The following is a 16,202-nucleotide window of genomic DNA, read 5'->3' as shown; positions in this document are numbered from 1 at the left end:
GCGCCATTACATAATCCGCATGCCGGGCGTGGCGCCCGAATCCGGTGACAGGATGAAAATGTCTTTTCCGCCGGGGCCGGCCGCCAGCACCATGCCCTCTGACATCCCGAACTTCATCTTTCGGGGCTTGAGGTTGGCCACCATCACCGTCAGGCGTCCTTCGAGCTCCTCAGGTTTGTACGCCGACTTGATACCGGCAAAAACGTTGCGCTCGCCCTCTCCAACGTCAAGGGTAAGGCGAAGCAGCTTGTCGGCACCGTCCACGTGTTCGGCTTTGACAATCTTGACGACCCGAAGATCCACCTTCGCGAAATCCCCGAATTCTATTTCATCGGCAATCGGCTCGAGATTAGCTTCCGGGGCCTTCTGTCCTGTCGCTGCGGGCATCTCTTCCTTGGACGCGTCCAGCATTTTCTCGATCTGGGCCATGTCCACGCGGTTCATCAGCGGTTTGAACTTGTTGATGCCGTGGCTTTCCAGCCGCTGATCACGCTTGTTCCAGTCCAGCGGCGCATTCAGGAAGGCCTCGGAAGCCTTGGCAGTTTTCGGCAGAACCGGCGCAAGGTAAGTCATCAGCAGGTGGAACATGTTGATGGCGTTGGTGCAGATGGCCTGCAGGTTGTCGTCCTGGCCGTCCTGCTTGGCGATGACCCAGGGCTGCTCGTCATTCACGTATTGATTGGCGATGTCTGCCAGTTCCATGATTCGGCGCATAGCGCGGCCGAATTCCCGGGCTTCGAAGAAGTCAGCGATCTCATCGCCAGCCTCGATAAATTCTTTCAGCTTTTCATGTTCGGTAACGGTACCGAGCTGGCCGTCAAAGCGCTTGGTGATGAACCCGGCGCTACGACTGGCAATGTTGACCACCTTGCCCACCAGGTCCGAGTTCACCCGCGCGGCGAAGTCTTCCAGGTTCAGGTCCATGTCGTCGACGCTGCCGGTGAGTTTGGCCGCGAAGTAGTAGCGCAGGTATTCCGGATTCAGGTGGTCCAGATAGGTGCGGGCCATGATGAACGTGCCCCGGGACTTGGACATTTTCTTACCATTTACCGTCACGAAACCGTGGGCCCAGACGGCACTGGGCGTGCGGAAACCGGCGCTGTGGAGCATGGACGGCCAGAACAGGGCGTGGAAATTGATAATGTCCTTGCCGATAAAGTGATACACCTCAGCGGTGGAATCCGCCTTCCAGAAATGCTCGAAATCAATGCCTTCCCGGTTGCACAGGTTCTTGAAACTGGCGAGGTAACCAATGGGCGCGTCGAGCCAGACGTAGAAGTACTTGCCGGGTGCATCGGGAATCTCGAAGCCGAAATAGGGGGCATCGCGGCTGATGTCCCATTCCTGCAGGCCCGCATCCAGCCACTCGGCCAACTTGTTGGCCACCTGGGGCTGCAGCGTACCGCTACGAGTCCAGTTCGCGAGGAAGTCCGCAAATTCCGGCAGACGGAAGAAATAGTGCTCGGATTCCTTTTCCACCGGCGTTGCACCGGAAACCGCCGAGCGGGGATTGATCAGCTCGGCTGGGGTATAGGTGGCGCCGCAGGCTTCGCAGTTGTCGCCGTACTGATCCTCGGTCTTGCACTTGGGGCAGGTGCCCTTGATGAACCGGTCCGCCAGGAACATGTTCTTTTCAGGATCGAACGCCTGGGTAATCTTGCGGGTGGCGATGTGGCCGTTTTCCTGCAACTGGCGATAGATGTATTCCGAGAACTGGCGGTTCTCTTCGGAGTGGGTGGTGTAATAGTTGTCGAAGCGGATGTGAAAACCACCGAAATCCTGCTGGTGCTCGTCCCGGATACGATCAATCAGGTTTTCGGAAGAGATGCCTTCCCGCTCGGCACGGAGCATAATAGCAGTACCATGAGCATCGTCCGCGCAAACGTAGTAGCAGTTCTGGCCACGCATTTTCTGATAGCGCACCCAGATATCCGTCTGAATGTATTCCAGCAGATGGCCGAGGTGGATGGGGCCATTGGCGTACGGCAGGGCGCTGGTTACCAGAATATCGCGCTGTTGCTTTGAACTCGCTTGCGTCATGTTGTGGTCCGAACCTTCATTCGTCAGGAGTTGGGCGTTCGCGTTTACCGGCCTTGCTCCGGGTAAAGAACCCTTATGGCCAGAAACGGGCACAAATGATACCTTCCGAGCAGATAATTTTCACCCGAAACACCTGTTTCCGCGCTAATAAATGCGCGTGACGTTAGACCGGAGATTCCGATGGCACAGATTTCACAGCAGGCACTGGAAACCGCCGTACAACAGTACCGCGACCCCTACCTGGGCAAGGACCTGTATGAATTGGGTGCGGTGAAATCCCTGACCGCGGACGACAGCGGCAAGGTCACCGTGATGATCGAATTGCCATACCCGTCCAAAGGCATCGCCGGCGCCCTGAAAGAGCTGCTCACCAACGCCCTCGACGACGTCGATGGCGTTGAAGGCGTGGATGTCCACGTGGGACAGAAAATCCACTCTCACAAAGGCCAGAAAGACATCCAGTCCGTTCCCGGCGTCAAGAACATCATCGCAGTGGCCTCCGGCAAGGGCGGCGTTGGCAAATCCACCACCGCCGTCAACCTCGCCCTGGCGCTGCAGGCAGAAGGCGCCCGCGTGGGCATCCTCGACGCAGACATCTACGGCCCCAGCATCGGTATGATGCTGGGCGTTCCCGAGGGCAAACGCCCCGACACCCGGGAAAACAAATACTTCGTCCCCATGGAAGCTCACGGCCTGCAGGCCAACTCCATGGCCTTCGTCGTTACCGAGAAAACCCCCATGGTCTGGCGCGGCCCCATGGTCAGCGGCGCCGTCATGCAACTGCTGCAACAGACCCTGTGGAACGAACTGGACTACCTCATCCTCGACATGCCCCCGGGCACGGGTGACATCCAGCTCACCATCGCCCAGAAAGTCCCGGTAAACGGCGCCGTTATCGTCACCACACCCCAGGACATCGCCCTGCTGGACGGCAAAAAAGGCATCGAAATGTTCCGCAAGGTGGACATATCCGTGCTGGGCGTGGTGGAAAACATGAGTGTCCACATCTGCAGCAACTGCGGCCACGAAGAACCCCTCTTCGGCCACGGCGGCGGCGAACGCATCGCCGAAGAATACGACACCACGCTGCTGGGCCAACTCCCGCTGCACCTGACCATCCGCGAACAGACCGACGGCGGCACCCCATCTGTGGTGGCAGAACCCGATTCGGAAGTGTCGAGACGCTACAAGGACATTGCCCGCCGGGTAGGTGCAGAACTTTCCACCCGTGAAAGAAACCTGACGGGCTCTATCTCCAGTGTTTCCGTAACCGAACACTAGGCGAGCCCCACCAAAGTTTGATCGCGGCTGTGGAAAGAACGGGTTTGAAACTGTGAAAAACATGGATGTTTTTCTCAAGCCTACATGGACGTATCCACGGCGTGTTTCGAACCCGTTCTTTCCATAGCTGCAGCCCCTACGGCCGCATCGGAGAGACCTGTCAAAATTAGCGACTAGGCCTTCGACAGTCATTAAGTGAACAGGTAAACTACCGCCTCTCTTTTTTATGGATACGAGACGTCACCCATGAGCATCAAATCCGACCACTGGATTCGCCGGATGTCCCGGGATCAGGGCATGATCGAACCCTTTGAATACGATCAGGTCCGCGAAACCGAAAAAGGCCGCGTAATCTCCTACGGCACATCCAGCTACGGCTACGATGTCCGTTGCAGCAACGAATTCAAAATCTTCACCAACGTCCACTCCGCCACCGTGGACCCGAAGAACTTCGATGAAAACAGCTTCGTCAACTACACCGGCGACGTCTGCATCATCCCGCCCAACTCCTTTGCCCTGGCGCGCACCGTGGAATACTTCCGTATCCCCCGCAGCGTGCTGACCATCTGCTTGGGCAAATCCACCTACGCGCGGTGTGGCATCATCGTCAACGTCACACCACTGGAACCCGAGTGGGAAGGGCAGGTCACCCTGGAATTTTCCAACACCACCAACCTGCCGGCCAAAATCTACGCCAACGAAGGCGTCGCCCAGATGCTGTTCTTTGAGTCTGATGAAATCTGCGACACCAGCTACAAAGACCGGGGCGGAAAGTACCTGGGGCAAACAGGCGTGACCCTGCCGCGAACATGAGTGGCAGTGCCGCAGGGGCGATTCCGGAAAGTGACATCGTCAGGAGAGAGCCACAGTGAACGCCAATCAGTTTCTGAAAGCGGTCTCACAACTGCAGGGCTGGCGGGAATTTACTTTCCTGATGGCCCTTGCTGAGCGCTCCTTCCCCAATTACGCCCTGTTTGCGGACGCCGTTGGGCTGAAAACCGGTGCAAAAATGCGCCAGTTGCTCGATCTTGGCTGGGAGATGCTGCAAAAGGACAGTTCCGAAGCGGCCATTCCCCAGCTATTGGCAAAGCTCGAATCGCTGTCGCCAGACGTGAACGCCTATGACGCTTACGGAGTCTATCCGGCGTTTGATTTCTGCCAGTTGCTGGAGCAAGCGTTGCTGAACCGACTCAATCCGGGCAAGCACCGTGCAACCGACGCCTCCCAGATGGCCACCGCGACCGTCATGAACTTTGTTGAGCTTTCCGAAGGCGAAGACCTGGAAGAAGATGAGCTGGTCAGGCTATTGGACCAGCATCCGCTGATGAAAGAAGACAAGGTATTCCAGCGCGACCTGATCCTGGCCCTCAAACGCCAGCGCACGCCCACCAGCCAGTTTGTTGAACGCATCCACGGTGATGCCGCCAATGACGGTGTGAGCAACCTGGGCATCTCGCTGAGCGACTGACCGGCAACGCTGCTGGCTCTGGCCTACACTTGGGTGACAATCCGTTCTAATCCGGTACAGAAAAGCATCATGAAACTCTCTTCCTTTGGTCGGAAATTTACCGCGGATGCGGGAATCACCTCCCTGATGGATGACCTTGGCAACGCCCTGGCGTCAGGCGACGACATGATCATGATGGGTGGGGGCAATCCCGGCCATATTCCCGAGATCCAGGCTCGGGTCCAGAAGATACTGGCCGACATGGCCCAAAGTGATGGTGATACGCGCAGGCTGGTTGGCATTTATGACCCGCCCCAGGGAGAGAAGCAGTTTATTGCCTCGTTGGCTGAGCTGTTGAATCGGGAATACGGCTGGGGATTGAAACCGGAAAATATTGCCCTGACCAATGGCAGTCAGGCCGCGTTTTTCATGCTGTTCAATATGTTCGGTGGTGATTATGGCGATGGGGTGCACAAGCATGTCCTGCTGCCGCTGGCGCCGGAGTATATCGGCTATGCCGATGCCGGTATTGAGCCCGGGCTTTTCCATGCCGTGCAGCCGGATATCTCATTCACCGACGCCCATGAGTTCAAATACCGGGTGGATTTCGATGCGGTCGAGGTGACGGCTGAAACCGGCGCCATCTGCGTTTCCCGCCCCACGAACCCCACCGGAAATGTCGTCACCGACGAAGAGCTGGCACGGCTGGAAGCCATGGCTCGCCAGCATGACATCCCGCTGATTGTGGATGGAGCCTACGGTACGCCATTTCCAAGCTTGCTGTTTGTGGATGCGACACCCCACTGGAACGACCAGGTGATCCTGTGTCTGAGCCTGTCCAAGTTCGGCCTGCCGGCCGTGCGTACGGGCATCGTTATTGCGGCGGAGCCGGTGATCAAGGCCTTGTCGGGCATCAATGCCATCATGAATCTGGCCACCGGTAGCTTTGGCGCCATGCTGGCGGAGCCTCTGGTGCGCTCAGGAGAGATCCTGTCGCTCAGCCGGGACGTGGTCTGCCCGTTCTACAAGGCGAAAATGGAGCGGGCGGTGGCGGTGTTCCGGGATGCCATGGGTGAGGACAGCTGTCGCTGGTATGTCCATAAACCCGAAGGCGCCATGTTTCTCTGGCTCTGGTTCCCGGGGCTGCCGATCAGCAGTCTGGAGCTGTATCAGCGGCTGAAAGCGCGGGGCGTACTGGTGGTGTCGGGGCACTACTTCTTCCCTGGTTTGCCGGAAGACGGCTGGAAGCACCGCCACGAATGCCTGCGGGTGACCTACTCACAGGACGATGAGCGCGTGGCGGAGGGGCTGCGAATCATAGCGGATGAAGTAAAGGCTGTCTGGGCGACGGCCAGCCCGTAACTCACCGCTCTAGCGGCCCACCTTGGCGTCGCTGATGGTCAGTTCGTACTCGCTGCCGTCAGGTTCCACCTGGAGGAAGCGAATCAGCAGATAGTCACGCTCTGGTGCGAACCACATCAGCGACTGGCGCTTGCTGTCGCTGTCGCGGACTTTCTCGGCCTTGAGTGTGCGGATGTCGTCGCCGTTGATGCGCACGGTCTCCTCGTCAACCACAGCGAACCTGTCGGTGTCGTAGTCGCCCTTGTCGATGACACGGTATTCCATCTCGCGCTTGCCGGCCTTGATGTCCTGGCTCAGTTGCAGCTGGTAGCCCATGGGGTCCAGGGCGCCTTCCTCCAGCGTCATCGAAAACTTATCGCCTTCGTGATGCCCACTGACCACGTTATTTTCCCAGTCAAAATCGATCGCTTCCTCACGGTCTCTGATGAAGAGGCCGGACAGCTTATAGCGGTAGCGCAGTGGAACCACCTGATTATCTTCCCAACGAAAGATCAGTGATTCGTCGATATCGGCGACAAACGAATCCACGTCCGTTCGGAAACGCCAGGTGCCATCGTCCCGTTGCTCCAGGCTGCGGCGGGCATCACCATTGAGAGAGATGCCCTTGTCCAGGGACGCGTTGTAGCTGAGCTTCATGGGTTGGAGGGTAACGTCCTCCGGCTCGTCCGAGGCGTGTGCGAGCGTGGCTCCGAGAAGCAGCGCCCCGGTTAACAGGGCGGGCAACGCTGTGAGGCTGAATTTCAGGGGCATGCGACTCCTCCGGTTGCAATGGCAGATCTGTCACTGAACAGTCTAGCGTGACTGGTTGCTTCCGGAGATGACGATAAGTTTACTCAGGCCGAGGCCGCTTAGTTCTCGTCCGGAAGTACCACCGGTCGATTCAGTGGCTGACCGTCGAACACCACGTAGTCGGTGCCCAGTTGAATGCGTCCCTCACAGAACCAGCGCACGACGATTGGGTAAAGCACGTGTTCTTTCTCCTGGACTTTCTCGGCCAGGGATTCCGGGGTGTCGTCCGGGGAGATGCTCACTTCTGCCTGGGCAATCACCGGCCCGCCATCCAGTTCTTCGGTGACAAAATGAATGGACACGCCGTGGGTTGTTTCGCCAGCGTCCAGTGCACGCTGATGGGTCTTCAGCCCGGTGTACTTGGGCAGCAGGGAAGGGTGCACGTTGAGCATGGTGCCACGCAGTGCCCGCACGAAATCCGTGGTCAGGATGCGCATGAAGCCCGCCAGGACGATCAGGTCCGGGTTGTGGCGGCGAATCTCCGCCATCAGTGCGCCGTCGAACTCCTCGCGGGAACCGTAATGGGTATGATCCACGGTGAAGGTGTCGATGTTGGCCTGGGCTGCCCTCTCCAGAGCGAAGGCGCCAGGGCGGTTGCACCCTACCGCAACGATCTGGCCGGGAAAGTCCCGCTCCCGGCTGGCATTGATGAGGGCCTGGAGGTTGGTGCCGCTGCCGGAAGCCAGGACCAGGATGCGTGGGGCGGTTACGGAATCTGCCTTCATGCCGACAACAGCCCTGGTGCATAACGTACTGATGCAGAGGCCGTGGCGTCGTCAGAGGCTTCAATGATGCCGACCTGCCAGACTTTTTCGCCCAGAGCGTTCAGCGTATCGAGGGCCAGTTCGCGCTGGTTGGCAGGGATACATACAACCATACCGACGCCACAGTTGAAGGTGCGGTACATTTCTTCGCTGGCAACGCCGCCGGCATCTTTCAACCATTGGAAAACCGGGGGCAGCTGCCAGCTGTCCGTATCGATGGCCGCAACTATGCCGTCAGGCAGAACCCGGGGAATGTTCTCCGGAAGGCCGCCGCCGGTAATGTGGGAGAGCGCACGAACGTCCACTTCGCGGACGAGCTGGAGCAGGTTTTTCACGTAAATGCGGGTGGGCGCCATCAGGGCATCCGCGAGGGTAACGTCGGCAACCGTCTGGTTCAGGTCAGCGTTACTGACTTCCAGAATCTTGCGGATCAGGGAGTAACCATTGGAATGCGGGCCGGAAGAACCCAGGGCGAGCAGAACGTCGCCAGCCTGCACGTGGCTGCCATCAATGATCTCGCTGCGCTCCGCCACACCGACACAGAAACCGGCCAGATCGTAGTCGTCCCCTTCGTACATGCCCGGCATTTCCGCGGTCTCGCCGCCCACCAGGGAGCAGCCGGCCTGTTCACAGCCAGCGCCAATGCCGTCGACAACCTGGGCGGCCACGTCCACATTCAGCTTGCCGGTAGCGTAATAGTCCAGGAAGAACAGGGGTTCGGCCCCGCCTACCACCAGGTCGTTGACGCACATGGCCACAAGGTCAATGCCAATGGTGTCGTGCTTCTGAAGTTGCATGGCAAGTCGGAGTTTGGTGCCGACACCGTCAGTACCCGACACCAGCACGGGCTCATTATAGCCGGGAGGAATAGCCACCATGGCGCCAAAGCCACCGAGGCCGCCAAGGACTTCCGGGCGACGTGTGCGCGCCGCGGTATTCTTGATGCGGTCGACGAGTTCGTTACCGGCATCGATATCAACGCCGGCATCACGATAGGTGAGGGAGGGCTTCTGTTCGCTCATGGTGTGCTTAACCGTTTGGACAGTGGGACAGGCGGCGGATTTTAACAGGTGCGGAACGGCGCTCCAAATGCAATTGCCCCGTTTGTCACCCTTAAGGCAGTGTGACACCGGATTGACTTTCTGCAATCCCGGTTAGCTACTCACACCAGGGGGCTTGGTGTATCCTATGCGCCATTAAGACGAATCGCAGGGTGTTTCATGCCAGACTCAGGAAAAATCTCGATGCAGGCAGCGCGGATAGTCCGTCAGTCACTCCGGTTGTTTGGCGTACTGGCGCTGATGGCCGCGCCAGCGGCAGCTGTTACCGTCACCGGCCTTTACTCGGTGGAAGTGCCCGTCGCTGGCTCCCAGCCGCAGGAACTTGAACAGGGCTATGCGGACGGCCTGAGCCGGGTGTTTGTGCGCGTTTCCGGTACCCGCGACGTGCTGCGCAACGAAGGCGTTGAAGAGCTTCTGGCGAACGCCGAGTCGCTGCTTCAGTCCTACCAGTTTTTACGCTCCGACACGGGAAATCATAGGCTACGGATGAGCTTCGGCGCGGTCGGCGTCAATCGTGCGCTGGCGTCCGCGGATGCACCGGTGTGGGGCGCGAATAGGCCGCTGACGCTGGCCTGGATCGCGGTCGAAGAAGGCGGGCGCCGTACCCTGGTCCATCAGGGAAACGACAGTACCGGGACGGGCGCCGATGAACAGTGGCGTCGCGTTTTTCAAGACGCGGCGGTTGACCGGGGTTTGCCGGTGGGTCTTCCCCCAGCAGGGTACCGGGACGACCGTGAACTGTTGTCGGACATATGGGGCCAGTTTACGTCCAGTGTCCGCAGATCGTCTGAAGATATGGAGCATGACCTGATGTCATTGGTACGGGTCAGCCGTTCAGGATCACAGTGGCGCGCCGGATGGGTGTTCGACGGTATGGGGCTGGATAGTACAGAGCAGTCGGTGACCGCTGACACTCCTCAAGCTCTGGCCGCTGCCGTTGTCGGGCGCTGGGCGGAAATGTTTGCCGATCGTTATGCGGTTGCGGGCAGTGATGTCGGCGAGTCTCCACAGGTGGACATCGTTGTGCATGGAGTCAGTAATCTGAAGGATTACGCCCGTGTGAACGGGGTTCTCAAGAACCTGTCGCCCGTGGTCGATGCGGGTGCCACCAGAGCGAGGAAGGACCAACTGACGCTCAGGGTTGCGTTTTCAGGGGAGATGGAGCAGTTGAAGCAGTACATTGCCCTGGACCCGCGGTTGGTTCCGCTTTCAGAGGCCGAGATCTCCCGCATGCCCTCCGGTGATGAGAGTCAACCCGGTGGGCAGGAGCAGGTACAACCGGTGCAGCAGGCTCCGCAAGGCGGCATTGCGCTCGCAGAACAGAGTACAGAAAGCGCTGCGGCCTCCGCGAACCCGTTGTTCGTCTACCAACCGCTGTTGGCAAATGAGGAAGAATCAGAACAGGCATTCGAGTCACTCTACCAGGTGCTTCATTACCGCTGGCAGCCTGCTTCCATCGTCGAGTCGGAAGACGGGGAATAATATAGCGGTGTTCGGTATTTGGGGAGTCATGACATGACGCACCGCTGGCGCTGGATTCCAAATGCGCTGACGTTTTTGCGCATTTTACTGATCGCTCCTTTTGCCGCAGCGCTGATGGCCAAAGAATACCGTTTCGCCCTGATGATATTTTTTCTGGCATCTGCAACGGATGCCTTTGACGGGTTCCTTGCGCGTCATTACAACTGGCGAACCCGGCTTGGCGCCATTGCCGACCCACTGGCCGACAAAGCACTGCTGATCACCGCTTATCTGATGCTGGTTCTGACTGACGTACTTCCAGCCTGGCTGTTCTGGTTGGTGTTGGGCCGGGATCTCCTGATCGTCTGTGGTGGGTTGGCGTTTCATTATGGTGTCGGTCGCTTTGAGATGCAGCCGAGCCTGCCCGGCAAACTCAACACCCTGATCCAGATTCTGGTCGCCCTCGCGATCATCATTCTGCTGGCGGATTTGCCGATGCAACCGTGGGTTATGGACGTTGGCATTTTGCTGGTGGCGGCTTCAGCCATTTTCAGTGGCGCTCACTACATCGGCGTTTGGGGTCTGAGGGCATGGAGGGCAAAAAGACAGTGAGTGCGTCGCAGTTGGTGTTGGGGGTCAAACTTCGAGACGATGCCCGTTTTGACAATTTTCATGGCAGCCGGAATGCCGACGCCGCGGCGAGGCTTAAATCCGCCTGCGAACAAGCCGGTGCTGTGCCCGTCATCGCCGTCTGCGGCGACGCTGATACCGGTAAAAGCCATCTGTTACAGGCGGCCTGTCATCTGGCAGAGCAAAACCAACAGAGTGCGGTTTGTGTCAGCATGGAAGAGTTGTTGCCACTGGGGCCTGACGCGCTCTCAGGGCTTGAAGGCCAGTCGGTCATCTGCCTGGATGACCTGGATCTCATAGCGGGCCAGGAAAACTGGGAAGAGGCCATCTTCCATCTGTACAATCGGGTCAGTGACCATGGCCACCTGATGGTCGTCAGCCTGTCGGAGCTCCCGGCGTCACTGCCATTCGGGTTGCAGGATCTGGTGTCCCGGTTGAGTCATGGTCTGACCATTCAGCTGGGGATCCATCGCGACGATGATCGCCTGAGAATACTGATGGCGAGGGCGGAACAGCGCGGCCTTGTCCTCAGTGACGATGTGGCTGTATTCATACTCAGACGAGCACCCCGGAAGCTGGCTGATCTACTGGCGATTCTGGATCGCCTGGATGAAAATTCATTACGCGCCCAGCGGCGGCTGACGATCCCGTTCGTTAAGTCGGTGTTGGGCTGGTAGGGCGTTATATTCGCAGGGAAACTGTCAGAGGAAGCAGCATGAGACGAGTAGTGTTTAACCAGAAAGGTGGCGTCGGCAAGTCCAGTATCACCTGTAACCTGGCCGCGATCAGCGCTGCCCGGGGCAAACGAACACTGGTTGTCGATCTTGATCCCCAGGGTAACTCCACCCACTACCTGCTAGGTAGGCCTGCGGGCGAGCTCAAGGATACCGTTGCCGACTATCTTGAGCAGACGGTGGCGTTTACCGTGTTCAATCGGCGCGCGGACGAATTTGTCCACGCCTCTCCCTTCGACAACCTGTTTGTTATGCCCTCCAGCCCGGAACTGGATTTTCTGGAGCGCAAGCTGGAAGCCAAGCACAAGATCTACAAGCTGAGGGAAGCGCTGAAGAAGCTTGGTGAGTCGTTTGACGAAATCTACATTGATACGGCGCCGGCGCTCAATTTCTACACTCGATCGGCATTGATTGCGGCGCAGCGCTGCCTGATCCCTTTCGATTGCGATGATTTTTCCCGTCAGGCCCTCTACAGCATCCTTCACGAGATCCAGGAGCTGCAGGAAGACCACAACGAAGACCTCGTGGTCGAAGGTATTGTCGCGAACCAGTTCCAGCCCCGCGCCAGCCTGCCAAAGAAGCTGGTGCGCGAGCTGATGGACGAGGGCCTGCCCGTATTGCCGGTGAGGTTGTCCAGTTCGGTGAAGATGAAGGAGTCGCACCAGAGCCGGCAACCGTTGATTCATATGGCACCGAAACATCCGCTGACACGGCAGTATGAAGACCTGTATCGAGTGCTTCATGGCGAAACCGTTGAACTGGAACCCCTGGCAGATTAAGAGTGAGCATATCTATGGCGAATTCGTCCGACCATACCGCCCGTGTCGCGGATAGTCTGCTTCAGATAGAGATTGAATTGCGGCGACTCGATGCGTGGGAGAGCGAGCCGCCATCGCCAGAGGCGCTGCAGAGCGCCCAGCCATTTGCCGTGGACACGCTGGAGTTTACCCAGTGGCTGCAGTTCGTCTTTGTCAGCCGCATGAAAGCGTTGATTGAAGGCGGCCACCCCCTGCCTCAGGTGTCCGGTATGGCACCGATGGCGGAAGAGCACTTCCGGGGCCGGGAAGAGTCAGGGACCGTCCTGATTAGCGAGTTGGCAGAAATGGACCGCCTGCTGTCCGGTCAGCCCTGAGTGTAGAAATGGGGTCTCCGACCGATTCAGTCGTGTATGTCCAGGCGCATGGACAGGTCCACCGCCCGGACATCCTTGGTCAGCGCTCCGATAGAAATGTAGTCAACCCCTGTCTCGGCAATCGGTACCAGCGTCTCGCTGCTGATGCCGCCCGATGCTTCCAGCTTTGCGGCGCCCGCCGTGCGGACAACCGCCTGACGCATGTCCGCCAGTGAGAATTCATCCAGCATAATGATATCCGCGCCTGCGGCCAGGGCCTGATCCAGTTCGTCCAGGTTTTCGGTTTCCACTTCTACCGGTCGGCCAGGGGCAATGCGGCGGGCCTCGCTGACTGCATTGGCAATAGAGCCACAGGCGGCAATGTGGTTTTCCTTGATCAGAAAGGCATCCCACAGACCAATGCGATGGTTATGGCAGCCACCACAGGTAACCGCGTATTTCTGCGCCAGCCGCAGGCCCGGCAGGGTCTTGCGGGTATCCAATAGCTGGACACCGGTATGGGCGACACGGCGGGCATGGCCGGCACACGTGGTGGCAACGCCGGACAGCAGCTGCAGCCAGTTCAGGGCTGAGCGCTCGGCGGTGAGCAGGCTGCGGGCTGGGCCTTCCATGGAAAACAGCGATTGGCCGGGGCTTGCCTCGTCTCCGTCTTGCACCTCCCAGCTCAGGGTGACCCCCGGGTCCACCTGCCGGAACACCTCCTCAACCCATGCGCGTCCGGCAATGGTTGCGGCATCCCGGGTAATGACATGTCCGCGACTGATGCGCGCCTGCGGAATCAGCATGGCAGTAATGTCGCCATCTCCAATGTCTTCACGCAGGCTTTGTGCAACGGTTTCGATGCGGGACTGACGAAGCAGTTCGGCTGGGATCATGGCAGAGTTTCCGGTCGTTCAGTGGCGGTTTTGAGGCACATTGGGTGTGCGGATGTGATTCTATAGGCCTTCGCCAGATTCGCCAAACCTGGAAGGGTGGGGTGCTAAACTGTGACAACCATCACTTAAACACAAAAGGTGACAAATTCTGACACAAGGTGACGTGGGTAAGGCCTAAGATGTGCAATAACACATTTCTCCAGACACCACCCGGAGCAGCCGAATGGCGCAGGATAACAAGGTTGTAAGTCTCAAGAGCCAGAAGCTTCCTGACAGGTTTTCCCTGCCGGGCTCTCTGGTACGCCTGCGTGACGTATCGGGTCAGTCACTGAAGTCTGTGCTGTCTGGTTTTTTCGACAAGGCGGATGACGCGCTCTTTGAGCTGGCGGACAAGGCTGGAAGCAACCAGGACCAGACTGCTTACTTCGACGCCATGCGTGAGTTGAGGCTGCGGCGCAAGAATATGACCGTGTCCGTGCTGCAGTATGTCAGCCGTGCTTTCAATGACATTGGTTCGTTCAAGCCGGGTGGTGGCAGTGGCACCCTGGATGAGGTGGATCAGGACTCGCTGGCGTTGCTGGACCATTCCGATCTGGAGCAGCAGGTCGCCATCGACAACCTGATCAACAAACTCCGCAACCAACACGCGGAGGTAATACGCCTGCTGAATGTGCGGGTTGCTCATCTGCTGCCCTCGGTGCGTCTGGAGGACAGTCAGATGCCCCTGAGCCCGGAGGTGATCTGCGGAGGGGTTGCGGAAGCCTGCTCTGACCTGGATATCGATATCCGTGCCAAGCTGGTGGTGCTTAAACTGTTCGACCGCCTGCTCGTGGGTGTTCTGGGCGATTTTTACAAGGATGCCAACAAAACACTGATCGCCGAAGGGGTGCTGCCCGACATGCGTCGCCCGCCGGTCGGTGGTCAGAGCGCGTCTGGAAACTATGCCCCGGCTGGGGGACGGACCACCGGGACGCTGTCAGCACGCTCGGAATCAGATGCGTCGGGGCCGCTCACTGCGCCGTCTGACGATGTGCGGGCAACGTTTTCGGAACTGAGTGCCCTGTTGCACCAGGGGCAGAATTCGACGGAGTACGGCACAGAGAGCAGTGGGCCACCCAGCGCAGGCGCGCTCGATACCCGCACACTGATGGCGCGGCTTCACGAAATTCAGTCCCAGTCTGTCCATTGGGGGCAGGGTGAGGTTGTGCCTCTGTCAGAGCAACTACAGCAGGTATTCCGGTCGGACGCCGGGAGAAAACATGACGTCGGCCAGGTGGACAGCGACGTCATCAATCTGGTGTCCATGTTGTTCGATTTTATCCTGGAGGACCGTCAGCTACACCCGGTAATGAAGGCCGTGATCGGGCGCCTTCAGATTCCCGTGCTCAAGGTCGCTCTGAGCGACAACAATTTCTTTAACCGGGGTGGGCATCCGGTACGGAAGCTGCTGAATGAGCTGGCCATGTCCGCTATCGGTTGGACTGAGAAAAAGCCCGGCCAACGTGATCCGCTACGAGACAAGATCGAGTCGGTGGTCGATCGCGTGCTTAATGAATTCACCGACAACGTCGATATTTTCAGTGAGCTGCTCAGCGACTTCGGCCATTTCATGGATCTGGACCGTCGTCGCAGGGAGCTTGTGGAGCAGCGTCTGCGTGATGCAGAGGAAGGCAGGGCCAAGCAGGAGAGGGCATCCAAGGCGTCTGAGAACCTGCTGAACGAACAGATTACCGGTCGGGATTTGTCTCCGCCGGTTGTCACGCTATTGAATGAGGCGTGGGCCAAGTATCTGCAGTGGATCGTGTTGCGTGAGGGTGAAGACAGTGAGCGCTGGGATGAGGCATGTGACCTGACCCGGCAACTCATCTGGAGTGTTGATCCCAGGCCCGTCGACAACAACACCCGCAGCGCGTTGCTACGGTCGATTCCGGGAATCGTCGACGGTCTGAGAAACGCCCTGCAGGAAATTTCGTGGGACCCGTTTGCGACCGACGCCGCCATAAGAGACCTTGAGCTGGCACACGTGGATGTATTCCAACGCCTTGCCACCACGACACGTCCTATCGTCGCGCCCGAACCTGAACCCCAGGCTGCGCCCAAAAAGGTGGAGGCGGAACCGTCTGTGGTCTCCAAGAGCCTGCCGGATGCAGCGCCCAAAGCCCCGGAAAAAGCGGAGCCGTCTTTTGAGGGTGTCGTATCAGACGCCTCAGGGGCCTCGGACGTCGCCATGTCTGCAGCCGTTGGGCCTGCAAGCCCTGAAAAACCGGCCGTAGAGGCATCGGTGGAGAGCTCCGTCGAAAACGTCGAGCTTCAGTGGCTGGAGCGGGCTGACGGCCTTCGTGTTGGTTCCTGGATCGAGCTGACCCGTGATGGCAACAAAACCCGCTGCAAGCTGGCGGCGTTTATCAAGGCGACGGGCAAATACATCTTCGTTAATCGCAGTGGTGCCAAAGTGGCTGAATATCAACGTGAAAACCTGGCACGGGCTCTCGCAGCGGACGAGATCTCCATGTTGGATGACGGCCTGATATTCGACCGGGCACTGGAATCCATCATCGACAACCTTCGCAGCAGCCGCAAGGACTGACCGTATAGCAAGACCGGAGACTTTGTGCTTCAATCAGGA

At 58.6% G+C, this 16,202-nt stretch carries 15 protein-coding genes; 10 read left to right on the top strand and 5 right to left on the bottom strand.

Features of this window, described 5'->3' with window-relative positions; translation table 11 throughout:
* Positions 1-6: 6 nt before the first annotated feature.
* The gene (metG, locus tag R1T46_RS16830) at positions 7-2,040 is read right to left on the bottom strand and encodes a methionine--tRNA ligase (protein WP_317306255.1); all 2,034 of its coding nucleotides are present in this window, start codon (positions 2,038-2,040) and stop codon (positions 7-9) included.
* Positions 2,041-2,220: 180 nt separating this feature from the next.
* On the opposite strand from metG, the gene apbC reads away from it, so the two are divergent.
* The 4 genes from apbC (at position 2,221) to R1T46_RS16810 (ending at position 6,130) form a co-directional block, all read left to right on the top strand.
* Positions 2,221-3,321 (top strand): iron-sulfur cluster carrier protein ApbC, encoded by a 1,101-nt coding sequence (gene apbC, locus R1T46_RS16825; RefSeq protein ID WP_317306254.1) that lies wholly within the window; start codon positions 2,221-2,223, stop codon positions 3,319-3,321.
* Positions 3,322-3,567: 246 nt separating this feature from the next.
* A complete protein-coding gene (dcd, locus tag R1T46_RS16820; RefSeq protein WP_085681099.1) occupies positions 3,568-4,134 on the top strand; it encodes a dCTP deaminase in 567 nt (188 codons plus the stop codon).
* 55 nt (positions 4,135-4,189) lie between these two features.
* Positions 4,190-4,789 carry a YjaG family protein gene (locus R1T46_RS16815; RefSeq protein WP_036206680.1) on the top strand — a complete coding sequence of 200 codons (600 nt, stop codon included), beginning with the start codon at positions 4,190-4,192 and terminating at the stop codon, positions 4,787-4,789.
* 69 nt (positions 4,790-4,858) lie between these two features.
* A complete protein-coding gene (locus R1T46_RS16810; protein WP_317306253.1) occupies positions 4,859-6,130 on the top strand; it encodes a valine--pyruvate transaminase in 1,272 nt (423 codons plus the stop codon).
* 9 nt (positions 6,131-6,139) lie between these two features.
* Here the strand turns inward: R1T46_RS16810 and R1T46_RS16805 are convergent, their stop codons facing one another.
* From R1T46_RS16805 to purM, 3 genes are all read right to left on the bottom strand, one after another.
* Positions 6,140-6,880, bottom strand: coding sequence for a DUF3108 domain-containing protein (locus tag R1T46_RS16805; RefSeq protein ID WP_317306252.1), 741 nt, complete (start codon positions 6,878-6,880; stop codon positions 6,140-6,142).
* Positions 6,881-6,978: 98 nt separating this feature from the next.
* On the bottom strand, positions 6,979-7,644 hold the full coding sequence (purN, locus tag R1T46_RS16800) for a phosphoribosylglycinamide formyltransferase (protein ID WP_036206689.1): 666 nt from the start codon (positions 7,642-7,644) through the stop codon (positions 6,979-6,981).
* The gene (gene purM, locus R1T46_RS16795) at positions 7,641-8,705 is read right to left on the bottom strand and encodes a phosphoribosylformylglycinamidine cyclo-ligase (RefSeq protein ID WP_286749206.1); all 1,065 of its coding nucleotides are present in this window, start codon (positions 8,703-8,705) and stop codon (positions 7,641-7,643) included. The genes purN and purM overlap by 4 nt, the downstream gene beginning before the upstream one ends.
* A 198-nt stretch (positions 8,706-8,903) precedes the next feature.
* On the opposite strand from purM, the gene R1T46_RS16790 reads away from it, so the two are divergent.
* From R1T46_RS16790 to R1T46_RS16770, 5 genes are read left to right on the top strand one after another with little or no spacing between them, the layout of a single operon-like run.
* A complete protein-coding gene (locus R1T46_RS16790) occupies positions 8,904-10,226 on the top strand; it encodes a DUF2066 domain-containing protein (RefSeq protein WP_317306251.1) in 1,323 nt (440 codons plus the stop codon).
* Between the two features lie 33 nt (positions 10,227-10,259).
* Positions 10,260-10,817, top strand: a complete 558-nt coding sequence (locus tag R1T46_RS16785; protein WP_286749202.1) for a CDP-alcohol phosphatidyltransferase family protein — start codon at positions 10,260-10,262, stop codon at positions 10,815-10,817.
* On the top strand, positions 10,796-11,512 hold the full coding sequence (gene hda, locus R1T46_RS16780; RefSeq protein ID WP_286749200.1) for a DnaA regulatory inactivator Hda: 717 nt from the start codon (positions 10,796-10,798) through the stop codon (positions 11,510-11,512). Before R1T46_RS16785 ends, hda begins: the two co-directional genes overlap by 22 nt.
* A 38-nt stretch (positions 11,513-11,550) precedes the next feature.
* Positions 11,551-12,348: a ParA family protein gene (locus R1T46_RS16775; RefSeq protein ID WP_286749198.1), complete on the top strand. Its 798-nt coding sequence runs from the start codon at positions 11,551-11,553 to the stop codon at positions 12,346-12,348.
* A gap of 14 nt (positions 12,349-12,362) precedes the next feature.
* Positions 12,363-12,701, top strand: coding sequence for a YqcC family protein (locus tag R1T46_RS16770; protein ID WP_286749196.1), 339 nt, complete (start codon positions 12,363-12,365; stop codon positions 12,699-12,701).
* A 26-nt stretch (positions 12,702-12,727) separates the two neighbouring features.
* Here the strand turns inward: R1T46_RS16770 and nadC are convergent, their stop codons facing one another.
* Positions 12,728-13,576, bottom strand: a complete 849-nt coding sequence (gene nadC, locus R1T46_RS16765) for a carboxylating nicotinate-nucleotide diphosphorylase (RefSeq protein WP_286749194.1) — start codon at positions 13,574-13,576, stop codon at positions 12,728-12,730.
* 223 nt (positions 13,577-13,799) lie between these two features.
* On the opposite strand from nadC, the gene R1T46_RS16760 reads away from it, so the two are divergent.
* Positions 13,800-16,163, top strand: a complete 2,364-nt coding sequence (locus tag R1T46_RS16760) for a DUF1631 domain-containing protein (protein ID WP_300495677.1) — start codon at positions 13,800-13,802, stop codon at positions 16,161-16,163.
* The last annotated feature ends 39 nt before the right edge of the window (positions 16,164-16,202 follow it).

The organism is Marinobacter salarius, assembly GCF_032922745.1.
GTDB lineage: Bacteria > Pseudomonadota > Gammaproteobacteria > Pseudomonadales > Oleiphilaceae > Marinobacter.
The sequence above is the reverse complement of the archived record's forward strand: the minus strand, read 5'-3'. Positions and strand labels throughout refer to the sequence as shown.

Excerpts from the sequence above, each read along its gene's own strand:
- metG (WP_317306255.1), bottom strand. The coding sequence starts at position 2,040 with ATGACGCAAGCGAGTTCAAAGCAACAGCGCGATATTCTGGTAACCAGC.
- hda (WP_286749200.1), top strand. The coding sequence starts at position 10,796 with ATGGAGGGCAAAAAGACAGTGAGTGCGTCGCAGTTGGTGTTGGGGGTC.
- R1T46_RS16790 (WP_317306251.1), top strand. The coding sequence starts at position 8,904 with ATGCCAGACTCAGGAAAAATCTCGATGCAGGCAGCGCGGATAGTCCGT.
- R1T46_RS16805 (WP_317306252.1), bottom strand. The coding sequence starts at position 6,880 with ATGCCCCTGAAATTCAGCCTCACAGCGTTGCCCGCCCTGTTAACCGGG.
- R1T46_RS16785 (WP_286749202.1), top strand. The coding sequence starts at position 10,260 with ATGACGCACCGCTGGCGCTGGATTCCAAATGCGCTGACGTTTTTGCGC.
- nadC (WP_286749194.1), bottom strand. The coding sequence starts at position 13,576 with ATGATCCCAGCCGAACTGCTTCGTCAGTCCCGCATCGAAACCGTTGCA.
- dcd (WP_085681099.1), top strand. The coding sequence starts at position 3,568 with ATGAGCATCAAATCCGACCACTGGATTCGCCGGATGTCCCGGGATCAG.
- R1T46_RS16760 (WP_300495677.1), top strand. The coding sequence starts at position 13,800 with ATGGCGCAGGATAACAAGGTTGTAAGTCTCAAGAGCCAGAAGCTTCCT.
- apbC (WP_317306254.1), top strand. The coding sequence starts at position 2,221 with ATGGCACAGATTTCACAGCAGGCACTGGAAACCGCCGTACAACAGTAC.
- purN (WP_036206689.1), bottom strand. The coding sequence starts at position 7,644 with ATGAAGGCAGATTCCGTAACCGCCCCACGCATCCTGGTCCTGGCTTCC.
- R1T46_RS16770 (WP_286749196.1), top strand. The coding sequence starts at position 12,363 with ATGGCGAATTCGTCCGACCATACCGCCCGTGTCGCGGATAGTCTGCTT.
- R1T46_RS16810 (WP_317306253.1), top strand. The coding sequence starts at position 4,859 with ATGAAACTCTCTTCCTTTGGTCGGAAATTTACCGCGGATGCGGGAATC.
- R1T46_RS16775 (WP_286749198.1), top strand. The coding sequence starts at position 11,551 with ATGAGACGAGTAGTGTTTAACCAGAAAGGTGGCGTCGGCAAGTCCAGT.
- purM (WP_286749206.1), bottom strand. The coding sequence starts at position 8,705 with ATGAGCGAACAGAAGCCCTCCCTCACCTATCGTGATGCCGGCGTTGAT.